Genomic DNA, 23,835 nt, shown 5'->3' with positions numbered 1-23,835 from the left:
GTCGTCAGGTCACCGCCGAGGCGAGTAGACCGGCAAGATGATCGACCGCTTCCTTCTTCGAAATGCGGCCGCGCTGCACCTCGTTCGAGAGCGATGCGGCGGCGCCGACAAAGGCTACGACCGAGGCAAAATGGATGGGACGTGCAGCGCGAGACTCGAGCGTCGCAACGCAAAGGCCGACATAGCGATCATCGCAGTCCCGGCGCATGGTTTCCATTTCGGCGCCGCCACTCAGAGCGCCAGCCAGCGCCGCTGCCACAGGCCCTGACTGCTCGACGCAATCGACATAGGCCTGGGCGATGACTTTAGCCGCCTCCTCGACCGTAGCTGCGCGCTCGAGGGCCTTGGTCAGCTCCTCGATATGGCCGGTATAGTAGCGATCATAGAGCGCGCAGAGCAGCCCTGCCCGGCTCTGGAAATGGTTATAGGCAATCGGCTTGGAGACCCCTCCCCGCTCGGCCGCCTCGGCCAGCGTCAGAGCATGCACGCCGTGCTCGGCAACATACGACCATGCAGCGTCGAGTAGGGCATTGCGGCGATCCGCCGCGGACAACTTCACCACCGGAACAAACTCATATTACGATTCGTAACTTACTTATCGTAATAAATCGCTCGCGACGCAAGCGCACCTTTTTGGTGTCTCGGAAGCGGCGTGATCAGAACGGGTTCGCTGCTTCATGGCGATCGAACACATTGCCAGATTGCGTTCGCGAGAAAGAGCTTGACCTTACCATGATGGGAAGGTGGACAAGGTATGTCGTTTTATCCCCTCTGAGGGACTTGAGAGGCGACATGACTGATTTGATCGACCGCCGTGCCCTCCTTCGGGGAAGCGCGGCTTTGGGAGGAACGGCTGCGCTCGCCAGCTGGTTTCCTGCCTGGGCCCAACCCGTGTCCGCCGGTATCGTGCGGCCACTCCCGACAGTGTCCGGCGATGAAATCCATCTGAAGATCGCTGCGCAGATGATGACGATCGATGGCCGGATGAGCCATGCGATCGGCATCAACGGCACAGTGCCCGCGCCGCTTGTTCGGCTGCGGGAAGGACAGAAGGTCCGCCTCCATGTTGAAAATGCACTGGACGAGGACAGCTCGATCCACTGGCACGGGCTGATCCTCCCCTTCCAGATGGACGGCGTTCCAGGCGTGAGTTTCCCCGGGATCAAGCCCAGGTCGACCTTCACCTACGAATTCCCGATCGTTCAGTCGGGGACCTATTGGTATCACAGCCATTCGGGTCTGCAGGAACAGCTGGGCCATTATGGCCCGATCGTGATCGACCCCGCCGGCGAGGACCCGATCAAGTCCGACCGCGAGCATGTTCTGGTCCTGTCCGACCACAGCCCGCTTCACCCGCATACGATCTTCCGCAAGCTCAAGCAGCAAGGAGGCTACTTCAATTTCCAGAAGCAGACGCTGGCTGGCCAGCTCGCTGGCCGTGACCAGAGCGGCAAGGATCGGCTTGCCTGGGGCGCGATGCGCATGGACCCGACCGATGTTTCAGACGTAACGGGCAGCACCTACACCTATCTCGTGAACGGCCATGGCCCTCGGGACAACTGGACGGGGCTGTTTCATCCGGGCGAGCGCATACGCCTGCGCATTATCAACGCCTCGGCGATGACGACGTTCAACTTCCGGATTCCCGGTTTGAAGCTGACGGTGGTGCAGGCAGATGGTCTCCCGGTTCGTCCGGTGAGCGTCGACGAAATTCAGGTAGCGGTTGCCGAGACCTATGACGTGATCGTCGAGCCGGCAGACGACCGTGCCTATACGATCGTTGGCGAGAGTGTCGATCGCTCGGGGATGGCGCGCGCCACCCTTGCTCCGCGCGAGGGCATGGCCGCAATTGTTCCGCCGCTGCGCAAGCGTCCCTTAGCCGACATGAAAGACATGGGGATGGGCGATATGGCGGGTATGTCCAGCATGGATCATTCGGCCATGCCCTCGAGCGGCAAAGATGCTGCTTGCCCGCCGGAACATGCGGCGATGGGACATTGCAAGCCCGCCGGCGACGCGGCGGCAATGGACCAACCGACGATGAGCCACGGCACCGGCGGCATGAAGCATTCGATGCGCGACATGTCGATGGCACCCGAGGTCAAGGACACACCGACGGTTCAGACGATATCGCCGATGCCGATCGACCGAACGGGCGAACCAGGCCAAGGGCTCAAGGATGTCGGCCACAAGGTGCTGGTTTACCGCGATCTCATGGCGGTCGAGCGCAACCCCGACGTAAGAGCGCCGGACCGATCGATGCGGATCCATCTGACCGGCAATATGGAACGTTACATGTGGGCGTTCGACGGCGTCAAACTGAGCGAAGTGAAAAAGCCCATCCCGTTTCTCAAGGACGAGCGGGTCCGCATCACGTTGGTCAACGATACAATGATGGGGCACCCCATCCATCTGCATGGACATTTCTTTGAGCTGGTCACCGGCCACGGCGCCTACGCCCCGCGCAAACATACCGTCCAGGTGCAACCCGGCGGCACCGTGACGTTCGACGTGACGACTGACGCCGTGGGCGACTGGGCGTTTCATTGCCACATGCTTTATCACATGCACGCAGGGATGATGCAGATCGTCTCCGTGCGCCCCCGCGAAGGAACGGCCGCATGAAAATCCTCATCTCTCTGTTCGCAACCTCGATCCTGGCTTTGAGCGCGCCGCTGGCTGCCCAAACAATGGACCACAGTCAGCATGGCAACACCCGGGCAGATGCCAGGAAAGCGCCGTCCCGGCCCTCGGCCAAGCCCACGGCGAAGCCACGCAAAGCGCCTGCGCCTTCGCGCCAGGCGCCTGCGAAGAGCGATCCATCCTGCCCGCCCGAGCATGCCGCCATGGGTCATTGCACACCCAAGCCTGCCGGTGCCGCCAAAGGCAAGCCAAGTGCCTGGCTCAGCCATATGAACGAGTTGCGAGCATGAAAACCCTGGCATTCCTGAGTGCGGCGTCGGTCCTGGCGCTCGCCAGCCCGGCGGGCGCTCAGTCCATGGATCATTCTCAGCATCAAAGCGCGCCCGCGTCGGCCGCAGATAGACCGGACGCGACAAGCAAGACGGGGGCGACGGCATGTTCTCCGGAACATGCCGCCATGGGGCACTGCAAACCCGCCCCGGCCGAAGCGAAAAAGGACCCGCTTGTCCCTGCTTCGGCGCCCGAGGTCAAAGTCCGCAAGCAGCCTGTCTGCGCCCCGGAGCATGCGGCGATGGGCCATTGTACACCGGCGCCCGACACGCAGGAAGGTGACGAAGATTCGTCAGCTGGACCACCCCCGTCAGCGACATCTTCAGACCCCTCCTGCCCGCCCGAACATGCGGCAATGGGTCATTGCACCCCGAAGGCGGCCGCTCCCGTTATGCCATCGGTGGAGCAGTCGGGGACTGCGCTTCCAGCCGGCAATGCACCGGCGCCAGCAGCGCCCGACGCAGATTATGCAGATCGGGTCTGGGGTCGCGATGCGATGAAGCCTGTTCGGAACGCCATGATGAAAGAGCATGGCGGGATGTCCTATTCACAGGTCATGCTCAATCTCGCCGAGATCCAGATCCGCGATGGCAAGGAAGGCTATCATTGGGATGGAGAGGCCTGGTTCGGCGGGGACATCAACCGGCTGACGGTCAAATCTGAAGGCGAAGGTGATTTCGGTGGCGGTCTGGAGGGCGCCGAGGTCCAGGCTCTCTACAGCCGCGCGATTGGCCCCTACTTCAATCTGCAAGCAGGCGTACGGCAGGACATCCGACCAGAGCCTTCGCGCACATACGCCGTCATCGGCTTTGAAGGCTTGGCCCCCTACTGGTTTGAGATCGAGGGCGCGGCCTTCGTCTCGGACAAAGGCGATCTCCTGGGCAGGATCGAGGGCTATTATGATCAGCGTATCACGCAGCGCCTGGTCGCGCAGCCACGCGCCGAGGTGAACCTTTCCGCGCAGGATATGCGCGCGGAAGGGATCGGGTCGGGTCTGGTCAATGCCGAGCTCGGGCTGCGGGTTCGATACGAGATTGTCCGCGAGTTTGCGCCCTATGTGGGTGTGGCGTGGGAACGAAAATTCGGCGAGACGGCCAGAATTGCTCGCGCTGCCGGCGAGGACACCGGAGGTTTCAATCTCGTCGCCGGTGTTCGGGTCTGGTTCTGACAGAGATCGCACGCGCGGATTTTCAACGATCCTCGCCGCGATGCTCTTGAGGCTGCCCCGGACTTTCAGGACTGTGTTCGGGAAGGCTTCAAGTGCGGCCCAGACGCGCGCCAGCTAGAAAGCTCGAGTTGACGCGCGTCTGGGCCATCCAAACGGCCGATTCAGTCCTCGCTGTGATCCTCACCGATATGGGATGCCATATCGATCAGCATGTCACTGACATGCGCATCGGCTACCTGATAGAAAACCTGGCGAGACTGTCGCTCGCCCCGCACCAGTCGGGCACCACGCAGTAGCCGCAGATGGTGGCTTACGAGCGTCTGGGAAAGACCGAGGCTTTCTGCAATGTCGCCAACCGCCTTGGGCACATTCAGGCAAAACAGCAATATCCGCAGACGGGTCGGATCGCCGAGCAAACGAAAGGTCTCGGCCAGAATAGTCATCTCATGGCTCGATAGGCGGAGATGCGCATCCCCCACGTCCGGGCCTGTATGTTCATGGACGTCAGACATTTCGATCTCACTCTTGGCAGCATGCATTCGACATATGTGGACATGTTCATATGCACGAGATGAGGCTCCTCTCCAAGGACGACAAGGTCAGGGGGCGACTTTCGCTCGTGACGCCTGCCAGACCAATGGCACCAGCATGAGCGCCAGCGCGGGCAGGATGGCCCAATTGATCACGACCCAGCCTGCGCTGTGCATCACCGATCCTGCAAGGAAGGACACAATGGCTGTCACCCCGAAGACGAGAAAGTCATTCGCACCCTGGGCCTTGCCTCGTTCTGCAGGGGTGTGACAGTCGGTGACCATCGCGGTCGCTCCAATGAAGCTGAAGTTCCAGCCGACACCAAGGAGCGCAAGCGATCCCCAAAAGTTCGACAATGCGGCGCCGCTCAAGGCAACGGCACCCGAACCCGCGAGCAGCACAAGGCCGAACGCGGTCACCCGCTCCTTCCCGAACCTGGCCATCAGGCGACCGGTGAAGAAGCTCGGGCCGAACATGGCAAGAAGATGCCACTGGATTCCCAGCGCCGCGTTATCGACCCCGTAGCCTTGCTTGACCATCGCGACGGGCGCGGCCGTCATCACAAACGCCATAACGCCATAGGATACAACGCCGGTCGCGACCGCAAGAATGTAGCGTGGCATTCTCAGTATCTCGAGCAAGGGTCGCCCGGTATCGATCCCTTGCGCGGCCTGCTCGGCCCGCGGTGTTCGAAGCATGAGCAGGACGGGGATAGCGATCATCGGCAAGATCGCCTGGCTGAGAAAGCTGCCCACAAAGGGAGGTGGCAGGGCGTCACGCGTCCAGATCACAAGCTGCGGGCCCACGATCGCACCGATGAGACCGCCGACCATCACCCGCGAGATCGCGCGGGTCTTCATTTCGCCCTCCGCTGCATCGGCCGCCGCGAACCGATAGCTCTGTACGTAAGAGCTGTAGAGCCCCGCGATGAAGGTTCCCAGGCAGAAGACTTTGAAGGAGCCGGAGAAAATGCCAAGGGCTGCCACGGCGCCACCAAGAATTCCCTTCAGGGCTCCCAGGACATAGCCCGCTCGTCTGCCCCACCGTCGCATCATGGCTGCCGCCGGCAGCGTGCCAAATGCAAGACCGAGGCCGAAAAGGCTGACTGGAAACGTCGCCCAGGCCGGATTGGAGGCAAGCTGCAGCCCCACCAGTCCGCCAAGTGACATCACAATCGGCGGACTGGCGCCGCCAAGGGCTTGCGCCGCTGCCAGAACAGCGATGTTGCGCCCAGCCGTCTGCTTGCTATTCATGGGAACCTCTCATCGGGCGGAAATCGGTTGGTCGGCGGCCGCTCCACATGCTCAGTGCCTGCCGACGCGTTATATACCCGTCCAGGGTAGGGGTATTGCAGTGGATCCAGGCGACATCAATGACATAAGCGCGGCCCTCAACCGGATCGCCGGCCAGGTCAAAGGTGTCGGCCAGATGGTCGAAGATCAAAGGTACTGCATCGACATTCTCCATCAGGTGCATGCCGTCAAAGCCGCGCTATCCAAGGTCGAGACGCAAATCCTGAAGTCCCATGCGGCCTGCTGCGTCGAACAGGCGATCGCCTCGGGTGACGCCGAACAGCAGCGTGCCAAGTTCAACGAACTGGTGGAGATCTTTGCGAAGGCGAAGCTATAGGAAGCTGCGCTTCGGGCACCGTATCTGATCGCTCTTGCTCGAAGACAGTCTGCCACCCTCCGCCCAGGGCCTTTGCGAGAGCGATAAGGTTGACGGCCTGAGCCGCCTTGCTTTGTGCAAGGGAATCTTGTGCGGCAAAGAGTGCGCGCTGGGCTATCAGCAGATCGAGATAATCCAGCGTGCCGGCGCGGCGCTCGCGCAATGCCCGATCAAGGGCTGTCTGGCTATCGGCCGTCGCGGCGCCGAGAGCTTCGCGGCGCCGAGAGCTTCGCGGCGCGTCGCCTCTGTCTCAATCCCGGTCAGCGCATCCTCAACATCCCTGAAGGCGACGCGGACGGTCTGTTCATATTGCAGCCGCTGGGTCGCCGTGATTGCCTCGGCAGCGCGGATACGAGCCTTGCGCTGACCATCGTCGAACAACGTCTGGCTACCGGTTGCCGCAACACTCCAGATGGTGCTGGCTGCGGAGAAGAGCGAGCCGAAGCCGCTTGCTGCGGTACCCAAGGTGAGCGGGATACGAAAGCGCGGAAAAAGATCCGCCACAGCGACGTTTTGTCGCGCGGTAGCCGCAGCTATTCGTCGCTCAGCCCCGCGCACATCGGGCCGGTCCCGCAACACCTGCGATGGCACGGACACGGGAAGCGCTGGCGCAGATGGCAGGATATGCGGCGTGCGTTCAAATTCCTGGCCCAGATCGCCAGGAAACCCTCCTGTCAGAACACCGATGGCATGCGAATGCCGGGCGATGCGGCCGCGCCACAAGGGCAGTTGAGCGAGAGCCGACTGCCATTCGGCCCTCGCCTGCGCAACGCTCGAACCGCTCGCGAGCCCGGCCCTCTGAAGGCGAGTCAGGGTATCGAACGTAGCCTTAAGACGGTCGACATTCCTTTCTGCGATGTCGAGGCGCTCCTGGGCAGAGCGCAGTTCCACATAATTTGTCGCGATTTCTGCAAGCAGGCTGAGCAGGACTGACCGCCGGTCTTCCTCGGCTACACCAAGTTCTGCATCGGCGGCCTCGACGCTTTGCCGAAGTCTGCCGAACAGGTCGATCTACCAGCTCGCCTCAAGTTGCACAGATTGCGTGTCGGTAAATCCGATGCCGCGCGGCCATTCGACCCTTCGGCTCGTCTGCTGCTGCAGGCTGTTGGCGCTAATGCCGATCCTGGGCTTCAGCGTGCCCGAGAGCGCATCGCGTTCCGCGCGCGCGACGATGAGCCGTTGAGCCGCCACCTTTAGATCGAGGTTGTTTACCAAGGCCTGATCAACAAGCCGGTCAAGAAGCGGGTCTTTGAACCCTCGCCACCAGGTCTTGAGGTCGGTAACGTCTGCCACGCCCGCCGCAGCGGGCAAGGGCTCGCTCCAGTTAGATGGAAGCGTTGGCACTGGCTCGTCATACCGTACCATCCTTGGGGTGGCGCAAGCTGAAAGCAGCAGCACGGGTATCAGCGCGAATTGGGGACGCATGGTCTGCCTCACAGGAATTGACGGGTCCAGGCGAGGAGACGGCCATCGTTATTGGCTTTGCCGATTGCGATGCTGCAGCTCATGCCGGCCGATAGGCTGATTCCACGGGGAACCTTGTCGATCTGGACACGCACAGGGATACGTTGAGCAAGGCGGATCCAGGTGAAGACCGGGTTGACTGCCGGTAGCCCGCGCTGGTCAGCCTTTTCGTTGGTGTCGGTGACGCCTCGCCCGATGCTCACGACATGGCCTTCTATGGGTTGCTCGAACCCCATCAGCCGGATCCGAGCCTTCATGCCGGGCGCAATGCCAGCTAGCTTCGTTTCTTCGAAATAGCCTGTGACCCAGAAACTGCTGGAATCGACGACAGCCACCTTCGTATTGCCAGCCTCGGCATAGTCGCCCGGGCGCAGGCGCAGGTTCGTCACATAGCCATCGATCGGCGCTCGAACGACGGAGCGCTCGAGATTGAGGCGCGCGACATCAAGCGCCGCTACCGATCCGGAGTAGGCGGCATGGGCGATGCGAGCCTCGCCATTTGCCTGGTCGATGGTCTCGGTCGCGATAATATCGCCGCCCAGAGCCGTACGACGACGAGCGATCGCTGATTTCACCGAAGCCTCGGCGCGGCGCCCCTCCAGGTCGGCGTTCGCGCTTTGCACCGCGAGCGCGAAGCGCTTGGGATCGAGGCGATATAGAACATCACCGCGCCGGACGAATTGATTGTCCTTCACGGCGACCTCGGCGATCGTCCCTGACACCTCCGGCGCGATCTGAACGACGTCCGCGCTGACCCGGCCATCCCGGGTCCAGGGCGAGCGCACATAGGTCTGCCAGAGTGTGGAGATCAAAATGCCGGCAGCCAGGACGATCAGCAGGGTGATCCCGACGCGCAGGATGGGCTTGATAAAGGTTGGCATCGGCAAATCTCACAAAAGGAAAAACAGAGCAGCGAGGATCGCGAGATAGACCGCGCATTCCATCAGGCCCGGGTGCCAGACGAACCGCAGCACGCCTGTTCGTGTCAGCAGCGCCCGTGTCCCAACGAAGACAGGCAGCGCCGCGATGAGGTAGAGAAGCAGCGGCGGCAGGTAGACGCCGGCGAAATTGACTTCGGTCATGCGATTTTCCTCGTCCCGGCGATCCACGCGCCGTGCGCTTGCTTGAGGATGCTGAGATTACGGATGCATGCAGCGACCCTGTGCGTGATCGCCTGATCCTCGCCGCCTTGGTGATCCGATTGTTGTGTTGCCTCGAACAAGGAATCAAGCGTCAGGCTTGTCGCCGGATCATCGAGCGCCGCCGCGTCTAGGGCAGCGTTCCCGAAGTGGAGCGCGCGCTCGGAAATCCTGTCATCCTGTAACGCGGCCCTGAGCCGGAGCGCGGTCCGCCCATAGTGCAGTGCCCCGAGCGCTTCGGTCAGAACCGCAGCGGCCACTGATGGCCTCGCCTTCAGACTGACGGCGATGTTTACGAGGCGGTGGTGCTGAAGATGCTCCCAAGCGTGCCGACGCCCGGTCCATCCTTTGCGGATCGCCATCGTGACAGCTCTCCGGAATGCTGTCTCGTAGCGATGGGCCCTCGCGACAGGGTTGAAGGGGAGGATAAGCTTGAGGACCAACAGAGTGGCGATCACGGCGACCATCCAACCCAGCGCCTCGTTCAGGAAGAAGGCGCCGTCGAACAGCATCTGGTTCTGCGCATAGACCAGCGTGTTGAAAGCCACGAGGAAACCCATGCCATCGAACACGTAGCGTGGCACCGTCGTTGCGTAGAACCCGGCAAGCCAGAAAGGCAGCATCGATGCGATCAACAGCGGAAAGCCATTGACCGACGGAAGCAGGAGAAAAACGCATATGAACGCGGCTGGCAGGGCAACCAGCGTCCCCCTCACAAAAGACCACGCGCCTCCCACCGGATCGCCGGTCATTGCCATGAGGATGCTGTAGGGCGCCAGCAGAAGCAGCATGAGTGGCCATTGCTGCAGACCCACACCGATACCGATACCGCCAGCGATGACGATCGACAAAAGGGCGCGCACGCCGTTCTCCACGGCCGCAGTCCAGTCGCGATGGAAATGGAAGCCGCGTGTGGGGTGCGCATGCACGCCGTTAAGCCCCAGTAAGCCAGCGATGCCACTTTCCCAGTCCTCGATGACCTCGAGCAGCTGATCGAGCGCGATGATCACGTCGGCGCGGTCATGGGCGACCTCAAGCTCGGCGATGATCTGATGGAGGCTGAGGTGAAGCCCCCGAATTTCTGCAAGTGCGGCTTGGAGACCGGCCCGGTCGCCGGTCTCGATGCGACCGATAGCCGCCGGCAGATGAGCGCCTACTAGTTCGCGAGCCTTGAGAAACGACGGGTCCCGGGCGACGGAGGCAAAGGCGAGTTCGCGCGCACCAAGCAAGGCGGCGAACATCCCCGCCAGCCCCTCGCGGACCGCTCCGACGCGCACCGCGACATCCGTTGATTCAGCCCTGCTCAGTTCGAGCAGGTCTTCGATTGCGAACATGTCGGCTATGTGGGTGGCGCCCACATCCTGGACTCGCTCCGGATTGTTTTCCACACGATCAAGCACGAGGCGCCCAATCATGGTCAATTGCCTTGTGATCGCACCTTCAAGTTTGCCGCGAGCGGCGCGCCTGGAGAAAATCGCCGTCACAAGCCCAAGGCAGACGACACCGACCGCCACGCTTGCCACCCGTCCCAGCACGATGCTCAGTGCGTTTTCGGGAACTTCGAGCGCACCATAGGTTGCAAAGCCCAGTGTATAGCCCGCAACCGCAGGTCCGGTTGATCGGAACCCGCGAATGAGCGTCGCGGCGCCGCTACATATGCCTAGCCAAAGCCCGAAGAAAATGAGGAACAACGCAGGGGCCTGAATGAAGAGGCCCATGACGATGATAGCGGCAATGCCGCCAACCACCGTACCTGCCAGTCGCCAGCTTCCCTTCGCCAGCACGGCGCCCTGATTCATGTTCGCGACAAGCATCACGGTCGAAGCGGCCGAATAAGGCTTGTCCATCTGAAGGGTATAGGCGACCCAATAGGCGAGCGCGGCGGCGGTTACCGAGCGAAAGACATAGGCCCAGCGCGGCGTGAGCAGGTCAAAGACTTTCAGCTGCCGGGTTGCGAGGCCAAGGGCGTTCGCGGTCCTGCCGCCGAGCCGACTTTCAATCGTCTGCAGCCTCATCCCCTGACGCCCAAAGCGCAGGCGGTGGCTTCGCGCACATCCATTTTGATTGTGACTGACATGGGCAGGATTGTCCTGGGTTAGCGGGTGTCAGGGCCGGAGACTCCAAGCCTGCTCACCCTTTAACATCCAATCATCCTACCTTTCTCTTTCCAAAGTTTCAAGCTGTGGTAAGCTGGTCAACGATGATGGCATTCGCCGACCGCGGCGATGCTGGGCGCCAAGGCCCCGGAAAAGCGCGGATTTCGGTCATATATTGAACGCCAAATTGATGGGATGACCGGATGAAATCCGCTAGGAGAAGTCGATGACTCGAAACGCAACCCTAACGCAGGCGCCTCGCCGGTCGCTTGTCGACTCGGCAATCGAACAGATCCGCACCCAGATTGAGAGCGGGGCCTGGCGTGTGGGCGAGCGCATCCCCAAGGAACAGGAGCTTGCGGACCTGTTGGGCGTCAGCCGCAATACGACCCGCGAGGCGATCAGGGTCCTGTCTCATGCTGAAGTCCTGGAAGTTCGCCAAGGTGATGGAACTTACGTCCGGCTGAACGTCGATCCGACGGAGGTTATGCGACGGGTGAGCCGCTCTAGCCTCCACGATCATTTCGAGTTGCGCGCCATGCTCGAGGCCGAAGCGGCCCGTCGCGCGGCGACCCAGCGCTCCGATGCAGACGTCATCAAGTTGCGGAAACTCCTCAAGGTTCGCGGAAATCAGGAAGACCACAGCCGTCTGGAGAAGTTCGTCGATGCGGATATCGCCTTTCACAGTGCTCTTGCGTCCGTTTCAGGCAACACAGCGCTGATCGAGCTCTATCGCTACTTCTCGCAGGCGATCCGCTCCGGGGTCTGGTCGGTCCTTGACGAGGTGGACCTGCCCGAACCGGCCCTTGAAGCGCATGAGGCCATCGTAGACGCCATCGAGCGAAAGGATGCGGAAGGCGCGGCGCTCGCGGTCCGTGAAGTCGTCGGTCCGCTCATCAAGGCGCTGGCCGACAGGAGCTGAAAAGCGAGATACTATCCAGGGACCCTGAGCGCAGGAGAAGAGGAATGAACATAGGGCAAGCCGCAAAGGCGTCAGGCGTATCCGCCAAGATGATCCGCTACTATGAACAAACTGGCCTCATCCCAAAGGCTGACCGGCGCGACTCCGGGTATCGCGATTATTCGGATGCCGATGTTCACAATCTGCGCTTCATTCGTCGGGCGCGGGACATGGGATTTGCGGTCGCCGAGATCAACGACTTGTTGAGCCTGTGGCGGGACCGTTCGCGACAGAGTGCGGATGTAAAGAAGATTGCCCAATCCCATATAGACGAGTTGAGTGCCCGGATCACCGCTCTCGAGCAGATGCGCGGGACGCTTCAGACACTCGTTACTGGCTGTGTCGGCGATGCCCGACCAGACTGCCCGATCATCGCGGACCTGGAAGAGCCGGCTGAAGACCGCGGGAGCGTCTACAAACCCGATGGCGTGGCGCGGCTAAGGCACCAGTCGATTACCAAAAGGCGGGTCACCTGATGATGCAGGCCGCGGTAAGCCACTGGCACGCCCCTGCGGCGGAAAAACAAGGTTTCGACATAGAAATCTTGATTTCCTCGCGAATGCAGCAGCCGTAATCAATGGACAAAGCATCGCGTGTCTCCATGAACCGTAGACTTGCCGATGCTAATATCGTTCAGTTCCAACACGCCCCTTCCGCCACTGTCTTGAGCTACACATGACGACACAGCGTAATTCTGTTCCCTATGGCGCCAAGAAGGCCGGCGCGATGCGTGAGATGGCGCAGTCGGAGCGGCTAGACTTCATTGCCGAGGGCCTGACGATCATTCTGACAAGCGCGCGTGGGTTTTGGAACGCCGCTGAGAAGCTGACCGACAATCCCCGGGAAGCGTCTGTTCTCGAAGGCTTCGCCGAGGAAGAATCTGCGAAAGCGCTGATCTTGCTCGATCTGGTTCGATGCCCGCCTTCCAAGGTCGATGGGCGCATCGGGCGCATTGTGAAGAACTTCTACAGCCATCTTGCCAGGCTCATATACGCCAAGGCGCAGAGCTGGCGGCCCGTCAACGTCGAGCAGTTACAGGACTATGTCGATAGCGAACGCCAGGGCCATTATCTCGAAGGCGGAATGAGCGAATATATCCTGCCGAACTGGGCAATCTACAGCCGCGAGAGCACCCTCTACGCTGACATCGAACAGCACGAAGATGGTGTACCGCAGTGGAGTGACCCGACGCTCTTCTCGAGCTTGGGCATACATACACGCCCCTTCGCACTGACGCTGATCGAGGCGCTCGATGCTGTAGGCGTATTTTCGAGGGCAGGGTTAGAGGCGGCCAGCGATATCTGGGGCACCGTCGATTTTCGGGCCAAGGAGCATTCTGGCCATGTCAGAGACCTGACGCGGCAGTTGGCCAAGCGCCTCGAAGACGAAGAGTTGGTATCCGAAAGCGCGACCCAGGAACATGTGCGCTGGTTTCACCAGTTCTGGCAGATGCCGATGTACAATCTCGATTTCACGATGATACCAGCCTCGCTGGATCAGCTGAATGCCGATCGTGAAGCTGCCTACTGGTCCGAAGTTGGCTATGAGCACCATGGCGATTATTAGGGTCGGTGGGGATTACGCTGATGCGGATTTTGCCTTGCTCGGCAGGCACTTGAAGCTGCTGGACATTGAAATTTGTCGGATCAATGCAGCGATCGTGTCATCCCGTGACCCCGAATCTGACGGGCTCTGTGACGCCGGCGAGTATTTTATAGGTCATGGCTTCATTGCCATTCAGCGCTATCTTACCGCTACCCGAACCGGTCTGGGGATCAGTCTGATCGATGCGTTGAAGGTGCCGCCGATCCTGCGGGGCGGCCTGTCATTGGCCGCAGCGCTCAACGCGGCGGCCAATTACTGGAAGCACATGGAAGAGTGGATCGAGGCTCTTAACGGGCTCGATGGCGGTACGTTGAAAGGCAATGCGCTAAGGACGCTTCAGCAGATCGAAGCTGTCACCCCATGGGAAGACTATACATGCGCAAATTTGTTGGCGGTGCTTCTTGACGGCCGAGCGCTGGAACTCTCGAACCTCTTGCCATCGATCGCAGAATGGCGGGACAACCTGATCAACACGCCGCTGGTGAACAGTGGAGGGTGAATGCCGCAGAGCTCAGAGTGGCAACATCAGCGAACATCCACCCTGTCCAGAATATCGAAATCGCCTTCTGCACAAAAGATGACATGGACCGGCCCCGGCGAGAGGTTGTCCCAGGTCCATTCGTAGAGGCTGCCATGTTGAGGGCTTAGTTCACCTCGCTGCTTCGCCGATGTAACGCCATTGGCGATGAGAGAACTGCTATGACCGTCTTCCAGACGAAGGCGGTAGCGAACCCTGCCAGCTCCGCTGTCGCTATCGAACCTCATCCTCCCGCCCGCAACCATGTAAGCCACGATCCGATCCGATGCGTTTCGCCTGGCTCGATCGAGAACTCGAATCTTTCTAGCTTCGAGAGGTCCTTGGACGCGCCGCTGAGCAGGCCGGCCGCCAATCCCACGCCGAGCACGCCGAGCACGCCGAGGATCGCGCAGCCCGCTAAGTGTAGCGGCTCGCAATGATGATCGCCCGGAACTGCAATATAGGGCGGTTTTCGGCTCGCATTGCGTGAGACGGATCGATGCGGGGAACGCACGCTCCGTGAGACAGAAACCACATTCGGTGCGACCGACGCGCAATGCTGATCCGTTGGCTTACGGACGGCAAAAAGCGGTGGTTAGCGCCCGGGCAGCTTTCCGAGCCGGCATGGTCGAATACCGCCGCCCTCCGAGGGTCATAACCGTTCGGTTCTGACACTTGAAACAGCAGCTGCCCTAGCGCGGACTGAGCTATGAAGCACCAGGTCCAAACCGGTTCAGAGGCACCTTGAGAAACGCCGTCCCACACTTGTCCGCATCCGGCAGCCGGCCGCCACGTATGTTCACCTGAAGCGCGGCGAGCATCAGGTCGGGTAGTGGGAGCGATGCGTCGCGTTTCTCGCGGGTCGCGACGAACTCGGCTTCGTCGATGCCATCGTGAACATGGATGTTGTCGCGACGCTGATCGGCGACGGTCGAGCGACCAAGTACGTCCCTGCCATCCTTGCCATAGTCATGCCCAACATAGGTTGCGGTTTCGGGTGGCAGATCGAGGATGGCGCGGATCGAGCACCACAGCGAATGAGCATCACCACCCGGGAAGTCCGCTCGGCTTGTGCCACTATCGGGAACCATCAGCGTATCGTGAACGAACGCGGCGTCACCGACGACATAAGTGATCGAGGCAAGCGTATGGCCCGGCGACAGCATGACATGAGCATCGAGCGTGCCGATCCGGAAACGCTCGCCATCCGCAAACAACCGGTCCCACTGGCTGCCGTCGACGGCGAGATCGGGCAGGCAGTAGATGTCCCGCCACAGCTTTTGCACTTCCACGACCTTGTTGCCGATCGCGGTTTTGCCACTGGTCTTGCCGGCGAGGTACGGAACGGCCGAAAAATGATCGGCGTGTGGGTGGGTGTCGAGCACCCATTCGACGGTCAGCCCCTTCTCGCGCACATAGTCGAGGATAAGATCGGCGTTGCGGGTCGCGGTCGCGCCAGCGCGCGGGTCAAAATCCAGGACTGGATCGATGATCGCGGCCGTCTTCGTAGTGTCGTCGACGACAACATATTGGAAGCTACCAGTGCGTTCGTCATGGAGCGACGCAACGGTCATACCATCGTGCTTATACTCAATCATGTTTTCATCCTTTCGCTCTGTTAGCTTTCTGCCCGCGCCCGCGCGAACAACCGCTCGAAATCACCCGGATCGATCGCGCCCATCACCAGCATGCGTCCGGCAAGAAAGCCCGGGGTGCCGGCCAAGCCGATCGAATAGGCCTCTTGGCCGTTCGCACGCAGGCGCGCCGCGACAGCCTGTGCATGCGAAGCAAGCCACGTCGTTGCGCTCAGCCAGTCACCGCCAGCGCCGATTACGACGTCCCGCAGCATGTCGTCGTCAATCGTACGGTTGTCGGCCATCAGCTGGCGATGGACGACCGGGTAGATGCCCTGTTCGGCACAGCTGAGCGCAACGCTCGCGGCACGTTCAGACGGTGGACCGAAGATCGGCCAATCCTTGTAGATGACCCTAACTTTGCCATCGCGTCGCACGGCCTCTTCCAACGCGGGGAAGGCGTGACGGCAGGCCGGGCAACGATAATCGGTGAAGACGGCAAGCCGCAGCGTCGCATCGGCAGGACCGTGTTCAGGCGAACTGCCGCCTGCCAGGATCAGGTCGGCGGTTGGACCAACGTCACGCCCAATCGGGGCGGTGCGTCGCAGTACCTGTCCGACCGCCCAGCCCCCCACGACTACAGCGCCGAGCCCGACTGCCTGCCTCCGATTGAGTGGCCCCGGCACGCTCAACGCCCTGCGGGCTTGCTGCGCGCCGTTGCGACGAGGCGGCGCAGTGTTGGTAGATCGACCGCGCCGGCCACGACCTGCGAGCCGACGATCAGCGCCGGGGTCCCGTTAAATCCGATCGCCTCGGCAATGCCATTGGTGCGCGTCAGCAGCGCATCGATCTCCGCGCCACGCGTCTTCAGGTCACGTTGCAGACGCGGCCAATCCACCTTGGCTTTCACAGCAGCTGCCCTGATAGCGGCGCTGTCGAGCCGCGCCGGTGAGGCAAGCAGCGCTCCATGGAAGGCGGCATGCCTGCCTTGCCACTGGCTCGCGACGGCCGCCCGGGACGCCTCGCGGGAGGCGGGTCCGAATATCGGCCAGTCCCGATACACGATCCGCACCTTCGGGTCGGAGCGAAGCAGCGCGTTCAGCACCGGCTCCATGCGACGGCAATAGGGGCAGTTGTAGTCGAAGAACTCGACAACGGTGACGTCATAGGCTGTGCCGGCCCGCTTGGGGGCTACGGGATCGTCGATGACTGCCTTGCGCGACAAATCAGGCTGCTGCTGCCCGACCGCAGGTGTCATCGGCACGGCAAAAGCAAGCGCGGCTAGAATGCCGGGAAAGAGAAGGTTGCGGCGGTTCATCGATGTTTCCTTGCCTTATCAATTCCATCGGCGAGCGCGGCGCGCGACAACTCTCCGAGCTGGAGCTGCACGATCGTGCCATCCGCGGCGACGAAGGCGGTTGCGGGATAGCCGGCGACCTCGAAGGCTCGGGAAAGCCTACGGTCGGGATCAAGCGCGACGTTGCCAGCACCGATGCCTTCGCGGGTAAGGAACCGGGTAACGGTCGCCGGCGCCTCACCCTGATCGGCGAGCAGAATCGGCACCTCTCCACGGCGCGACGCAGCAGCATCGAGCATTGGCAGCTCGCGCCGGCATGGGCCGCACCATGTCGCCCACAGATTGACCACGAAGGGACGACCCCGGAATCGATCAAGCGGGAGCGGAGCGCCGGATGGCGTCGTTAAGGCGAGATGATAGGGAAAGGGGCCGTAGGTCACGGGCGGGATCAGCGCCTGAAGCGTGAACCAGAGGCCGCCAGCTACGGCAAGCGCTGCCCAGCCTATCGCCAGAGCGCGCGTTCGGCCGAGCCGGAACGCCAGCGTTACCGCAGCGCCGGCGAGGCCGGCGACGGCCGAGAAGCCTCCCTGCCATATAGCTAGGATGGAGAGTGGAGCATCGGCGTAGCTCGCCCAATGCGTCGCGACATAGCCGATCCGGGCCGTCACCAGCCCGACGACAATAGCACTGGTCGCGACCATCGACACTCGCGGGAAGCGGAACCGTCCCGCCAGCGCCGTCAAACCGAGGAACACGGCGACGCACAGAACCGCCAATCCGCGATCGACCGCCATCATCAGCGGCCCGATGGCAATTGCGCTGCCCATCACAGAAACGCGCCTGCGCTCTTCCAGAGCATATAGGCTGCGACCACGAAGATCAGCGTTGCGAAGACCGTGGTGAGTGTACTGCCCGTGCCCAGACGCTTAGCGATCCGCGTGCCGATCAACCCGCCGATAACCCCACCGCCGATGAAGGCGAAGGCGAGCGGCCAATCCACAAGCCCGGAGAACGCGTAGTTGGCAGCGGTCGTCAGCCCGAACGCGGTGACGGCGATCAGCGACGTGCCGACGGCGTTGAGGATCGGCATGCCCGTCGATCCGATCAGTCCGGGAACGATCAGGAAGCCACCACCGATGCCGAAGAAGCCCGAAAACAGTCCGGTGCCGAGGCCATAACCCAGCACCTTGGGCGCCTTCTCCCGGTTGCATTCTGCACCGGGATTACCAACGTCACCCCGCCCGCGCAGCATTACAACGCCGACGACGATCATGACGAGCGCGAACAGAAAGAGGAGCTTGCCGCCATCGACGGCCTTGCCCGCGGTGGATCCGAGCAGCGCACCGATGACGCCGGCAGTCGCATACATGCCGCCGCACCGCCATTTGACGGTATGTGCCTTGGCATGACCGATCAGACCGGTCGCGGCATTGGCCGCCACGGCAAACGCGCTCGTACCGATGGCGAGGTGCGCGTCGGGAACGCGCACCAGATACACCATGAGCGGCACGGCGAGGATCGAGCCACCGCCACCAACGAGCCCGAGGGTGAAACCGATCAGGCTGCCGGACAAGGCGCCAAGCAGATACTGGATTGGTTCGAGGATCATGCCGCCTTGCCGATCTCGTGTGGAGCGGCCATCCACTCGCGGCCTTTCAGCATGCCCTGCCAGTAGATCGGGGGCAGCATGCGCTCCTTCAGGAACCAGGCGGCGCGCGTCGGACGCGTTCCGTCCAGCAGCCAGGATGGGAAGCTGGGCAGCAGCTTTCCGCCATAGCCGAACTCGGCGAGGACGATCTTACCGCGTTCGACCGTGAGCGGGCATGAGCCGTAACCATTATAGTCGGCAACGGGGGGTCTGCCGTCGAGCGCGGCCAGCGCGTTGACCGCGACCACGGGCGCCTGGACGCGAGCAGCAGCGGCGGTCTTGGCATTGCTGGTGCCAGCGGCATCGCCAAGGCCAAAGATGTTTTCAAATCGCTTGTGCCGCAGCGTAGTCTCGTCGACCTCGACGAAGCCGCTCGCAGCCGCGAGCGGGCTATTGGCAACGACGGCATGCGACACTTGGGGCGGAACGACGTGGAGCATGTCAAACGGGCGTTCGATCCGCTCGGAGACGCCGTCCTGCTTGCGCTCGAACGTGGCGACACGACGATCGGCGTCGACTGCGACCAGGTTGGACTCAAGCCTGAGATCGATGCCGTACTTCTCGACATATTCCATCAGCGCCGGGACGTAGGTCGGGACCCCGAACAGGGCTGCGCCGGCATTATGGAACTCGACGTCGATAGCCGGGAGAACGCCGCTATCGCGCCAGATGTCGCAGGAGAGATACATTGCTTTCTGCGGTGCGCCGGCGCACTTGATCGGCATGGGTGGCTGCGAGAACAGCGCCCGCCCCTGCCGCAATTCCTTGACGAGCTGGTAGGTGTAGGGTGCCAGATCGTAGCGATAGTTGGAGGTGACGCCGTTGCGGCCGAGAGCCTCAGGCAGCCCTTCGATCTTCTCCCACGCCAGGCGCAGCCCGGGCGCGACGACCAGAACGCGATAGGTCAATGTGTCACCGTATTCGAGCTCGACCGTGTTACGGTCGGGGTCGATGGCAACGGCGGGCAACCGTACCCACTTAACGCCCTTTGGCATTATGTCGGATTCGGCCTTGCGCGTCTGTTCGGGAGTGAAGACGCCGGCCCCCACCATCGTCCAGCCGGGCTGGTAATAATGGTCGGTCGCCGGATCGACGACCGCGATCGTCACTTTGGCGTTGCGCTTCAGAATGCTGGAAGCGGTCGCGATGCCGGCGGCACCGCCCCCGATGATGACGATGTCGTAGGTCATTGATCAGCCCTTTCGGAACGGCGCTTCAGCGCAGGCGTGAGATCGGCAAGGTCGTACCCGGCTGCCTTTGCTTGGTCGACGATCGTCGCCGGGTCGGCGCGATCGGCCTCGGCCAACGCCCACAAGGTCGCCGCGCGCGTCCCGCTACGGCAGAAGCCGAGCGTCGGCTGTGGCAGCGTGGCTAGCGCCTCCTTCATGCGATCCGCATCGGCGTCAGTCGCCTTGCCCGGTACGATAGGGACATGGGCAAACGCGAGACCGTGGTCGCCTGCCATTCGGGCCATTTCTTCCGCGCTTGGCTGGCCCGCCTCCTCGCCGTCCGGGCGGCTTGAGATGATCGAGCGATATCCTGCCTTCGCGGCAGCGGCGAGGTCGTCTTGCGTCAGCTGGGGGGCGGCAGAGAAGGACGAGGTGATCTGCTTGAAAGCCATGTGATGTCTCCTGTCTGATCAGGCCGAACGGCGGGAAGTGAATGCAAAGCGGTGGACGGCAACGCCGAGGGCCATTGCAGCGATGAAGACCAGTGCCGGCAGAGGCTGGATCGCCAGTGCGGCAATGGCGGGACCTGGGCACAATCCGACGATGCCCCAGCCTATGCCGAACAAGGCCGCACCGCCGATGAGGCGCCGGTCGATCGGCGAGGTGGCGGGCGTGTGGAATTGTTCGGCCGCGATCGGGGTCGAGCGACGCCGCACGACGAACCAGGCTATCGCCATCGGCAGGATCGCGCCTGCCATGACGAACGCCAAGGTCGGGTCCCACGCGCCGGTGACATCGAGGAACGCGCGCACCCGCGCCGGATCGATCATTCCGGAGATGGCAAGGCCGGCGCCGAACAGCGTCCCGCTAGCGAGTGAAATGAGGTTCTGGCGCATCACAGTATCACCCCGGACAGACGCATGATCGTGACCGTGACGACGCCGGTCGCCATGAACGTGACGGTCGCGGCGATGGACCGGGGCGACAGGCGGGACAGGCCGCATACGCCGTGACCACTGGTGCACCCGGACCCAAGCCGCGTTCCGATACCGACGACTAGACCGGCGACGGCGATCAGCGAAAGCGATGCCGGAAAGCTGGCTTTCACGCCCAAACTGGCCGCAGCAATACCCGCGCCCAAGGGCAGACCCGCGGTAAAGAGCAGCGCGAGGGCCCATGGTGGGCCTCCAGCGGAAAGACCAAAAACCCTCGCGAACATGCCACTGACTCCGGCGATGCGGCCGTTGCCGAGCAGCATGATCGCCGCGGCGACACCGATCATCAGCCCGCCGATGAAGCCTTCGAGCGGCATGGCATGGGGAAAGCCTGGCATCACAGCGCATCCAGCGGAATTTTGAGGTAGCGGGTGCCGTTGGCTTCCGGCTCCGGCAGATGACCACCGCGCATGTTCACCTGGATCGAGGGCAGGATGAGCTTCGGCATCGACAAGGTGGCGTCGCGACTGGTCCGCATCGCGACGAAGTCGTCTTCGCTGACCCCTTCGTGGACATGGACGTTGCCGACACGCTGCGCGCCTACAGTCGTTTCCCAGACATATTCGTCGCGGCCCACCGCCTTGTAGTCGTGGCAGAGGAACAGGCGCGTCTCGTCCGGCAGCTGCATGAGCCGGCGGATCGAGCGGAATAGCTGGCGTGCGTCGCCACCAGGGAAGTCTGCCCGCGCGGTGCCGTAATCGGGCATGAAGAGCGTATCGCCGGTGAAGACCGCGTCACCGATGGCATAGGCCATGTCCGCCGGCGTATGGCCGGGCACGTGCAGCGCAATGGCGTCGATGTTGCCGATGGCAAAGCGGTCGCCGTCCTCAAACAGCCGGTCGAACTCCGAGCCATCGCGCTCGAAGTCGGTGCCAGCGTTGAAGATTTTGCCAAATACGTTCTGGACCCGGATGATCTCACGACCGATCGCGAGCTGCCCGCCAAGCGCCTGCTGAAGATAAGGTGCCGCAGACAGGTGATCGGCATGAGCATGGGTTTCCAGCAGCCAATCGACCGTCAGTCCCTGATCCCGCACGTAAGCGATCACTGCGTCCGCCGACGCGGTTTTGGTCCGGCCAGCCGCGGCGTCAAAATCGAGGACGCTGTCGACGATCGCAGCCTTTTTCGTCGCCACGTCCCAAACGACGTAGGTCGCTGTGTTGGTAGGCTCATCAAAGAAGGACTGAACGACCGGCGATCCGGCCGCTTTTGCGCGTCTGATCTGGGCATTGGCTTCGCTCAAAACCGGGTCCATGACCATCTCCATTTAGACAACCTCACGGTTTATGTAGTTGTGTAAACGTATTGCGTCAACGGGGTGTTCGTGCCATTTGGGAGGAATGGAAATGATGGATGCGAACATGCCGCGCTCGCTGCGCATCGGGGATGCAGCCCCGAACTTCACCGCCCGCACCACTCAGGGCGAGATTGCGCTCGATCAGTATCGTGGGCGCTGGATTGTGTTTTTCTCGCACCCTGCCGACTTCACGCCGGTTTGCACGAGCGAGTTTGTGGCCTTGGCTAAAGCGGCTCCTCAATTCGAGGAGCTGGATTGCGTATTGTTGGGGCTGTCGGTCGACAGCCTCTACTCTCATGTCGCCTGGCTTCGCGCGATCCACGACGTTTTTGATGTCGAGGTGCCGTTTCCGGTGATCGAGGATCCGTCGATGGCGGTTGGGTATGCCTACGGCATGCTCGACGAGCAGGCTGGCGATGCCTCAACGGTACGTGCAACCTACTTCATTGATCCCGGAGGCATTATCCGCGCACTCAGCTGGTATCCGATGAATGTCGGGCGCTCGGTCGACGAGATGCTTCGCACGGTCAGGGCGTTGCAGCGTTCGGCCGATGGCGAGGCCTATACGCCCGCTGACTGGCAGCCGGGCGACGACGTGCTCCTGCCTCCCGCTTTGCCGGGGAACGCAGGCGCCGACTGGTTTCACCAGACGAAGGCTGACCGGTGATGGCGATCTACCAGTCCCGCGCGCTTGCCGACGTTGCAGTCGAGAAGCTGCGCGTGTTCGCGCAGCCGCAGCGCCTTATGATCCTGTCCTATCTGCTGGGTGGCGAACGGCAGGTGGCGGACATCGAGGCGGCCACGGGCGTGACCCAACCAGCGCTCAGTCAGCAGCTTGCCGAGCTGCGGCGCGCCGATCTGGTGAAGACCAGGCGTGAGGCGAAGCAGGTTCACTACCGTCTTGCCGACGATGCAGCCGCACTGTGTGTGCGAACCCTGGAGGCGATGTTCGGAGCCGACGATCTGTCGGCTCCCCAAACGGCCCCGGCCCCCCGCCCAGTGCGACCGCGCGAGACGCCGTCCGTGGTTCGACCGCAAAACATCGGTGCGGCCGTTTTTGCGAGAGTTGGCTGATCATTTCGGCTGAAGAAGGAAAAAGCGGATGCGTATGCCAATCATTGCTCTTGCAGGATGCTTGTCACTCATGAGCAGCGTCAGTGCTTCAGCCGGCGTGCCTAGGCAGGCGGTGATACCGGGATATGGCGCGATCACACCCGTCGAAGGTGCTGCGGAACGGCCCGATCGCAAGTTGCGCTATCGCGTGCTGTTCAATGTGACCAAGGCCGCGGCAACGCCGGATAAAATCAATCCATCGCTGGAGAAGGTCGCCCGCTTTTTGAACCTGCTGGGCAACGATGGCGTTCGTCCAGAACAAGGCGATGTCGTCGTGATCGTCCACGGTCCGGCGACGCCCATCGTTACCGAAGATCGCGCCTATGCGACAAAGACGGGAGTAGCTGCGAACCCCAACCTTGCCTTAATTGAGGCGTTGAAAAAGGCGGGTGTATCCGTTCGGGTATGCAGCCAGGCTCTTATTGGAAACGGGATTGACCCCGCTACGGTAGGGAAAAGTGTCGAAACCGACGTGTCTGCGCTGACAACAATGGCGACGTTGCAGCTGCGTGGTTGGGTGCTGATCCCAGACTGATCGCCGACACCTTTCCTGTTTCATCATTCCAGTCCGTAACGCTGCTGGTGTCATAACCGGTCGGTTGTGACACCAGCAGACTACC

At 62.0% G+C, this 23,835-nt stretch carries 29 protein-coding genes; 10 read left to right on the top strand and 19 right to left on the bottom strand.

Annotated elements, in window-relative coordinates; translation table 11 throughout:
- Positions 1–4 precede the first annotated feature (4 nt).
- The gene (locus tag GR702_RS15500) at positions 5–562 is read right to left on the bottom strand and encodes a TetR/AcrR family transcriptional regulator (protein ID WP_037445098.1); all 558 of its coding nucleotides are present in this window, start codon (positions 560–562) and stop codon (positions 5–7) included.
- A gap of 230 nt (positions 563–792) precedes the next feature.
- Here GR702_RS15500 and GR702_RS15495 point away from each other — a divergent pair, with 230 nt between their 5' ends.
- Both GR702_RS15495 and GR702_RS15490 read left to right on the top strand, forming a co-directional pair.
- Positions 793–2,625, top strand: a complete 1,833-nt coding sequence (locus GR702_RS15495) for a copper resistance system multicopper oxidase (protein ID WP_037445095.1) — start codon at positions 793–795, stop codon at positions 2,623–2,625.
- Between the two features lie 304 nt (positions 2,626–2,929).
- Positions 2,930–4,141, top strand: coding sequence for a copper resistance protein B (locus GR702_RS15490; protein WP_037445092.1), 1,212 nt, complete (start codon positions 2,930–2,932; stop codon positions 4,139–4,141).
- Between the two features lie 161 nt (positions 4,142–4,302).
- On the opposite strand, the gene GR702_RS15485 is transcribed toward GR702_RS15490, so the two are convergent.
- Positions 4,303–4,653 carry an ArsR/SmtB family transcription factor gene (locus GR702_RS15485; RefSeq protein WP_048938679.1) on the bottom strand — a complete coding sequence of 117 codons (351 nt, stop codon included), beginning with the start codon at positions 4,651–4,653 and terminating at the stop codon, positions 4,303–4,305.
- 87 nt (positions 4,654–4,740) lie between these two features.
- The gene (locus GR702_RS15480; protein ID WP_337192616.1) at positions 4,741–5,823 is read right to left on the bottom strand and encodes an MFS transporter; all 1,083 of its coding nucleotides are present in this window, start codon (positions 5,821–5,823) and stop codon (positions 4,741–4,743) included.
- A 202-nt stretch (positions 5,824–6,025) separates the two neighbouring features.
- On the opposite strand from GR702_RS15480, the gene GR702_RS15475 reads away from it, so the two are divergent.
- Entirely contained in the window at positions 6,026–6,301 is a 276-nt protein-coding gene (locus tag GR702_RS15475) for a metal-sensitive transcriptional regulator (protein WP_017502085.1), read from the top strand.
- Between the two features lie 156 nt (positions 6,302–6,457).
- Here GR702_RS15475 and GR702_RS22840 read toward each other — a convergent pair whose 3' ends face one another.
- The 5 genes from GR702_RS22840 to GR702_RS15450 form a co-directional block, all read right to left on the bottom strand.
- Positions 6,458–7,345: a TolC family protein gene (locus GR702_RS22840; RefSeq protein WP_474100220.1), complete on the bottom strand. Its 888-nt coding sequence runs from the start codon at positions 7,343–7,345 to the stop codon at positions 6,458–6,460.
- 6 nt (positions 7,346–7,351) lie between these two features.
- Positions 7,352–7,651 (bottom strand): outer membrane factor lipoprotein domain-containing protein, encoded by a 300-nt coding sequence (locus GR702_RS22835; RefSeq protein WP_160986708.1) that lies wholly within the window; start codon positions 7,649–7,651, stop codon positions 7,352–7,354.
- A 122-nt stretch (positions 7,652–7,773) separates the two neighbouring features.
- Positions 7,774–8,685 (bottom strand): efflux RND transporter periplasmic adaptor subunit, encoded by a 912-nt coding sequence (locus GR702_RS15460; protein WP_037445086.1) that lies wholly within the window; start codon positions 8,683–8,685, stop codon positions 7,774–7,776.
- A 9-nt stretch (positions 8,686–8,694) separates the two neighbouring features.
- A complete protein-coding gene (locus tag GR702_RS15455) occupies positions 8,695–8,886 on the bottom strand; it encodes a DUF1656 domain-containing protein (protein WP_037445084.1) in 192 nt (63 codons plus the stop codon).
- On the bottom strand, positions 8,883–10,958 hold the full coding sequence (locus tag GR702_RS15450) for an FUSC family protein (protein WP_048938671.1): 2,076 nt from the start codon (positions 10,956–10,958) through the stop codon (positions 8,883–8,885). Before GR702_RS15450 ends, GR702_RS15455 begins: the two co-directional genes overlap by 4 nt.
- A 307-nt stretch (positions 10,959–11,265) precedes the next feature.
- Here GR702_RS15450 and GR702_RS15445 point away from each other — a divergent pair, with 307 nt between their 5' ends.
- The 4 genes from GR702_RS15445 to GR702_RS15430 all read left to right on the top strand — a co-directional run bounded on the left by GR702_RS15445 (position 11,266) and on the right by GR702_RS15430 (position 14,104).
- On the top strand, positions 11,266–11,961 hold the full coding sequence (locus GR702_RS15445) for a FadR/GntR family transcriptional regulator (RefSeq protein ID WP_048938670.1): 696 nt from the start codon (positions 11,266–11,268) through the stop codon (positions 11,959–11,961).
- Between the two features lie 44 nt (positions 11,962–12,005).
- On the top strand, positions 12,006–12,476 hold the full coding sequence (gene cueR / locus GR702_RS15440) for a Cu(I)-responsive transcriptional regulator (protein WP_037445076.1): 471 nt from the start codon (positions 12,006–12,008) through the stop codon (positions 12,474–12,476).
- Positions 12,477–12,675: 199 nt separating this feature from the next.
- The gene (locus GR702_RS15435; protein ID WP_200875329.1) at positions 12,676–13,566 is read left to right on the top strand and encodes a hypothetical protein; all 891 of its coding nucleotides are present in this window, start codon (positions 12,676–12,678) and stop codon (positions 13,564–13,566) included.
- Positions 13,544–14,104 carry a hypothetical protein gene (locus tag GR702_RS15430; RefSeq protein ID WP_037445072.1) on the top strand — a complete coding sequence of 187 codons (561 nt, stop codon included), beginning with the start codon at positions 13,544–13,546 and terminating at the stop codon, positions 14,102–14,104. Before GR702_RS15435 ends, GR702_RS15430 begins: the two co-directional genes overlap by 23 nt.
- A 26-nt stretch (positions 14,105–14,130) precedes the next feature.
- Here the strand turns inward: GR702_RS15430 and GR702_RS15425 are convergent, their stop codons facing one another.
- The 11 genes from GR702_RS15425 to GR702_RS15375 all read right to left on the bottom strand — a co-directional run bounded on the left by GR702_RS15425 (position 14,131) and on the right by GR702_RS15375 (position 22,060).
- Positions 14,131–14,397, bottom strand: coding sequence for a hypothetical protein (locus GR702_RS15425; protein ID WP_125445807.1), 267 nt, complete (start codon positions 14,395–14,397; stop codon positions 14,131–14,133).
- Between the two features lie 432 nt (positions 14,398–14,829).
- Positions 14,830–15,720: an MBL fold metallo-hydrolase gene (locus GR702_RS15420; protein WP_048939560.1), complete on the bottom strand. Its 891-nt coding sequence runs from the start codon at positions 15,718–15,720 to the stop codon at positions 14,830–14,832.
- A 20-nt stretch (positions 15,721–15,740) separates the two neighbouring features.
- Positions 15,741–16,382, bottom strand: a complete 642-nt coding sequence (locus GR702_RS15415; RefSeq protein ID WP_048939561.1) for a DsbA family protein — start codon at positions 16,380–16,382, stop codon at positions 15,741–15,743.
- A gap of 2 nt (positions 16,383–16,384) precedes the next feature.
- Positions 16,385–17,014: a DsbA family protein gene (locus GR702_RS15410; RefSeq protein ID WP_048939562.1), complete on the bottom strand. Its 630-nt coding sequence runs from the start codon at positions 17,012–17,014 to the stop codon at positions 16,385–16,387.
- Positions 17,011–17,820, bottom strand: a complete 810-nt coding sequence (locus GR702_RS15405; RefSeq protein WP_048939563.1) for a TlpA disulfide reductase family protein — start codon at positions 17,818–17,820, stop codon at positions 17,011–17,013. Before GR702_RS15405 ends, GR702_RS15410 begins: the two co-directional genes overlap by 4 nt.
- Positions 17,820–18,602 carry a sulfite exporter TauE/SafE family protein gene (locus tag GR702_RS15400; protein ID WP_171905871.1) on the bottom strand — a complete coding sequence of 261 codons (783 nt, stop codon included), beginning with the start codon at positions 18,600–18,602 and terminating at the stop codon, positions 17,820–17,822. Before GR702_RS15400 ends, GR702_RS15405 begins: the two co-directional genes overlap by 1 nt.
- On the bottom strand, positions 18,599–19,831 hold the full coding sequence (locus GR702_RS15395) for an NAD(P)/FAD-dependent oxidoreductase (RefSeq protein ID WP_070156781.1): 1,233 nt from the start codon (positions 19,829–19,831) through the stop codon (positions 18,599–18,601). Before GR702_RS15395 ends, GR702_RS15400 begins: the two co-directional genes overlap by 4 nt.
- On the bottom strand, positions 19,828–20,262 hold the full coding sequence (locus GR702_RS15390; RefSeq protein ID WP_046406874.1) for a protein tyrosine phosphatase family protein: 435 nt from the start codon (positions 20,260–20,262) through the stop codon (positions 19,828–19,830). The genes GR702_RS15395 and GR702_RS15390 overlap by 4 nt, the downstream gene beginning before the upstream one ends.
- An 18-nt stretch (positions 20,263–20,280) precedes the next feature.
- Positions 20,281–20,706 carry a DUF6691 family protein gene (locus GR702_RS15385; RefSeq protein WP_008830449.1) on the bottom strand — a complete coding sequence of 142 codons (426 nt, stop codon included), beginning with the start codon at positions 20,704–20,706 and terminating at the stop codon, positions 20,281–20,283.
- Positions 20,706–21,143, bottom strand: a complete 438-nt coding sequence (locus tag GR702_RS15380; protein ID WP_199909733.1) for a YeeE/YedE family protein — start codon at positions 21,141–21,143, stop codon at positions 20,706–20,708. Before GR702_RS15380 ends, GR702_RS15385 begins: the two co-directional genes overlap by 1 nt.
- Positions 21,143–22,060, bottom strand: coding sequence for an MBL fold metallo-hydrolase (locus GR702_RS15375; protein WP_048939570.1), 918 nt, complete (start codon positions 22,058–22,060; stop codon positions 21,143–21,145). The genes GR702_RS15380 and GR702_RS15375 overlap by 1 nt, the downstream gene beginning before the upstream one ends.
- An 85-nt stretch (positions 22,061–22,145) precedes the next feature.
- On the opposite strand from GR702_RS15375, the gene GR702_RS15370 reads away from it, so the two are divergent.
- The 3 genes from GR702_RS15370 to GR702_RS15360 are packed head-to-tail and all read left to right on the top strand — an operon-like array spanning position 22,146 to position 23,750.
- A complete protein-coding gene (locus GR702_RS15370) occupies positions 22,146–22,769 on the top strand; it encodes a peroxiredoxin (RefSeq protein WP_048939566.1) in 624 nt (207 codons plus the stop codon).
- On the top strand, positions 22,769–23,176 hold the full coding sequence (locus GR702_RS15365) for an ArsR/SmtB family transcription factor (RefSeq protein ID WP_008830445.1): 408 nt from the start codon (positions 22,769–22,771) through the stop codon (positions 23,174–23,176). Before GR702_RS15370 ends, GR702_RS15365 begins: the two co-directional genes overlap by 1 nt.
- 28 nt (positions 23,177–23,204) lie before the next feature.
- Entirely contained in the window at positions 23,205–23,750 is a 546-nt protein-coding gene (locus GR702_RS15360; protein ID WP_435593923.1) for a DsrE family protein, read from the top strand.
- Positions 23,751–23,835: the final 85 nt, after the last annotated feature.

Origin of the sequence: Novosphingobium silvae (assembly GCF_009856825.1) — a bacterium.
In the GTDB taxonomy this organism is placed as follows: Bacteria; Pseudomonadota; Alphaproteobacteria; order Sphingomonadales; family Sphingomonadaceae; genus Novosphingobium; species Novosphingobium silvae.
Note: the sequence above shows the minus strand (reverse complement) of the source record. Positions and strands in the feature narration are given on the sequence as shown.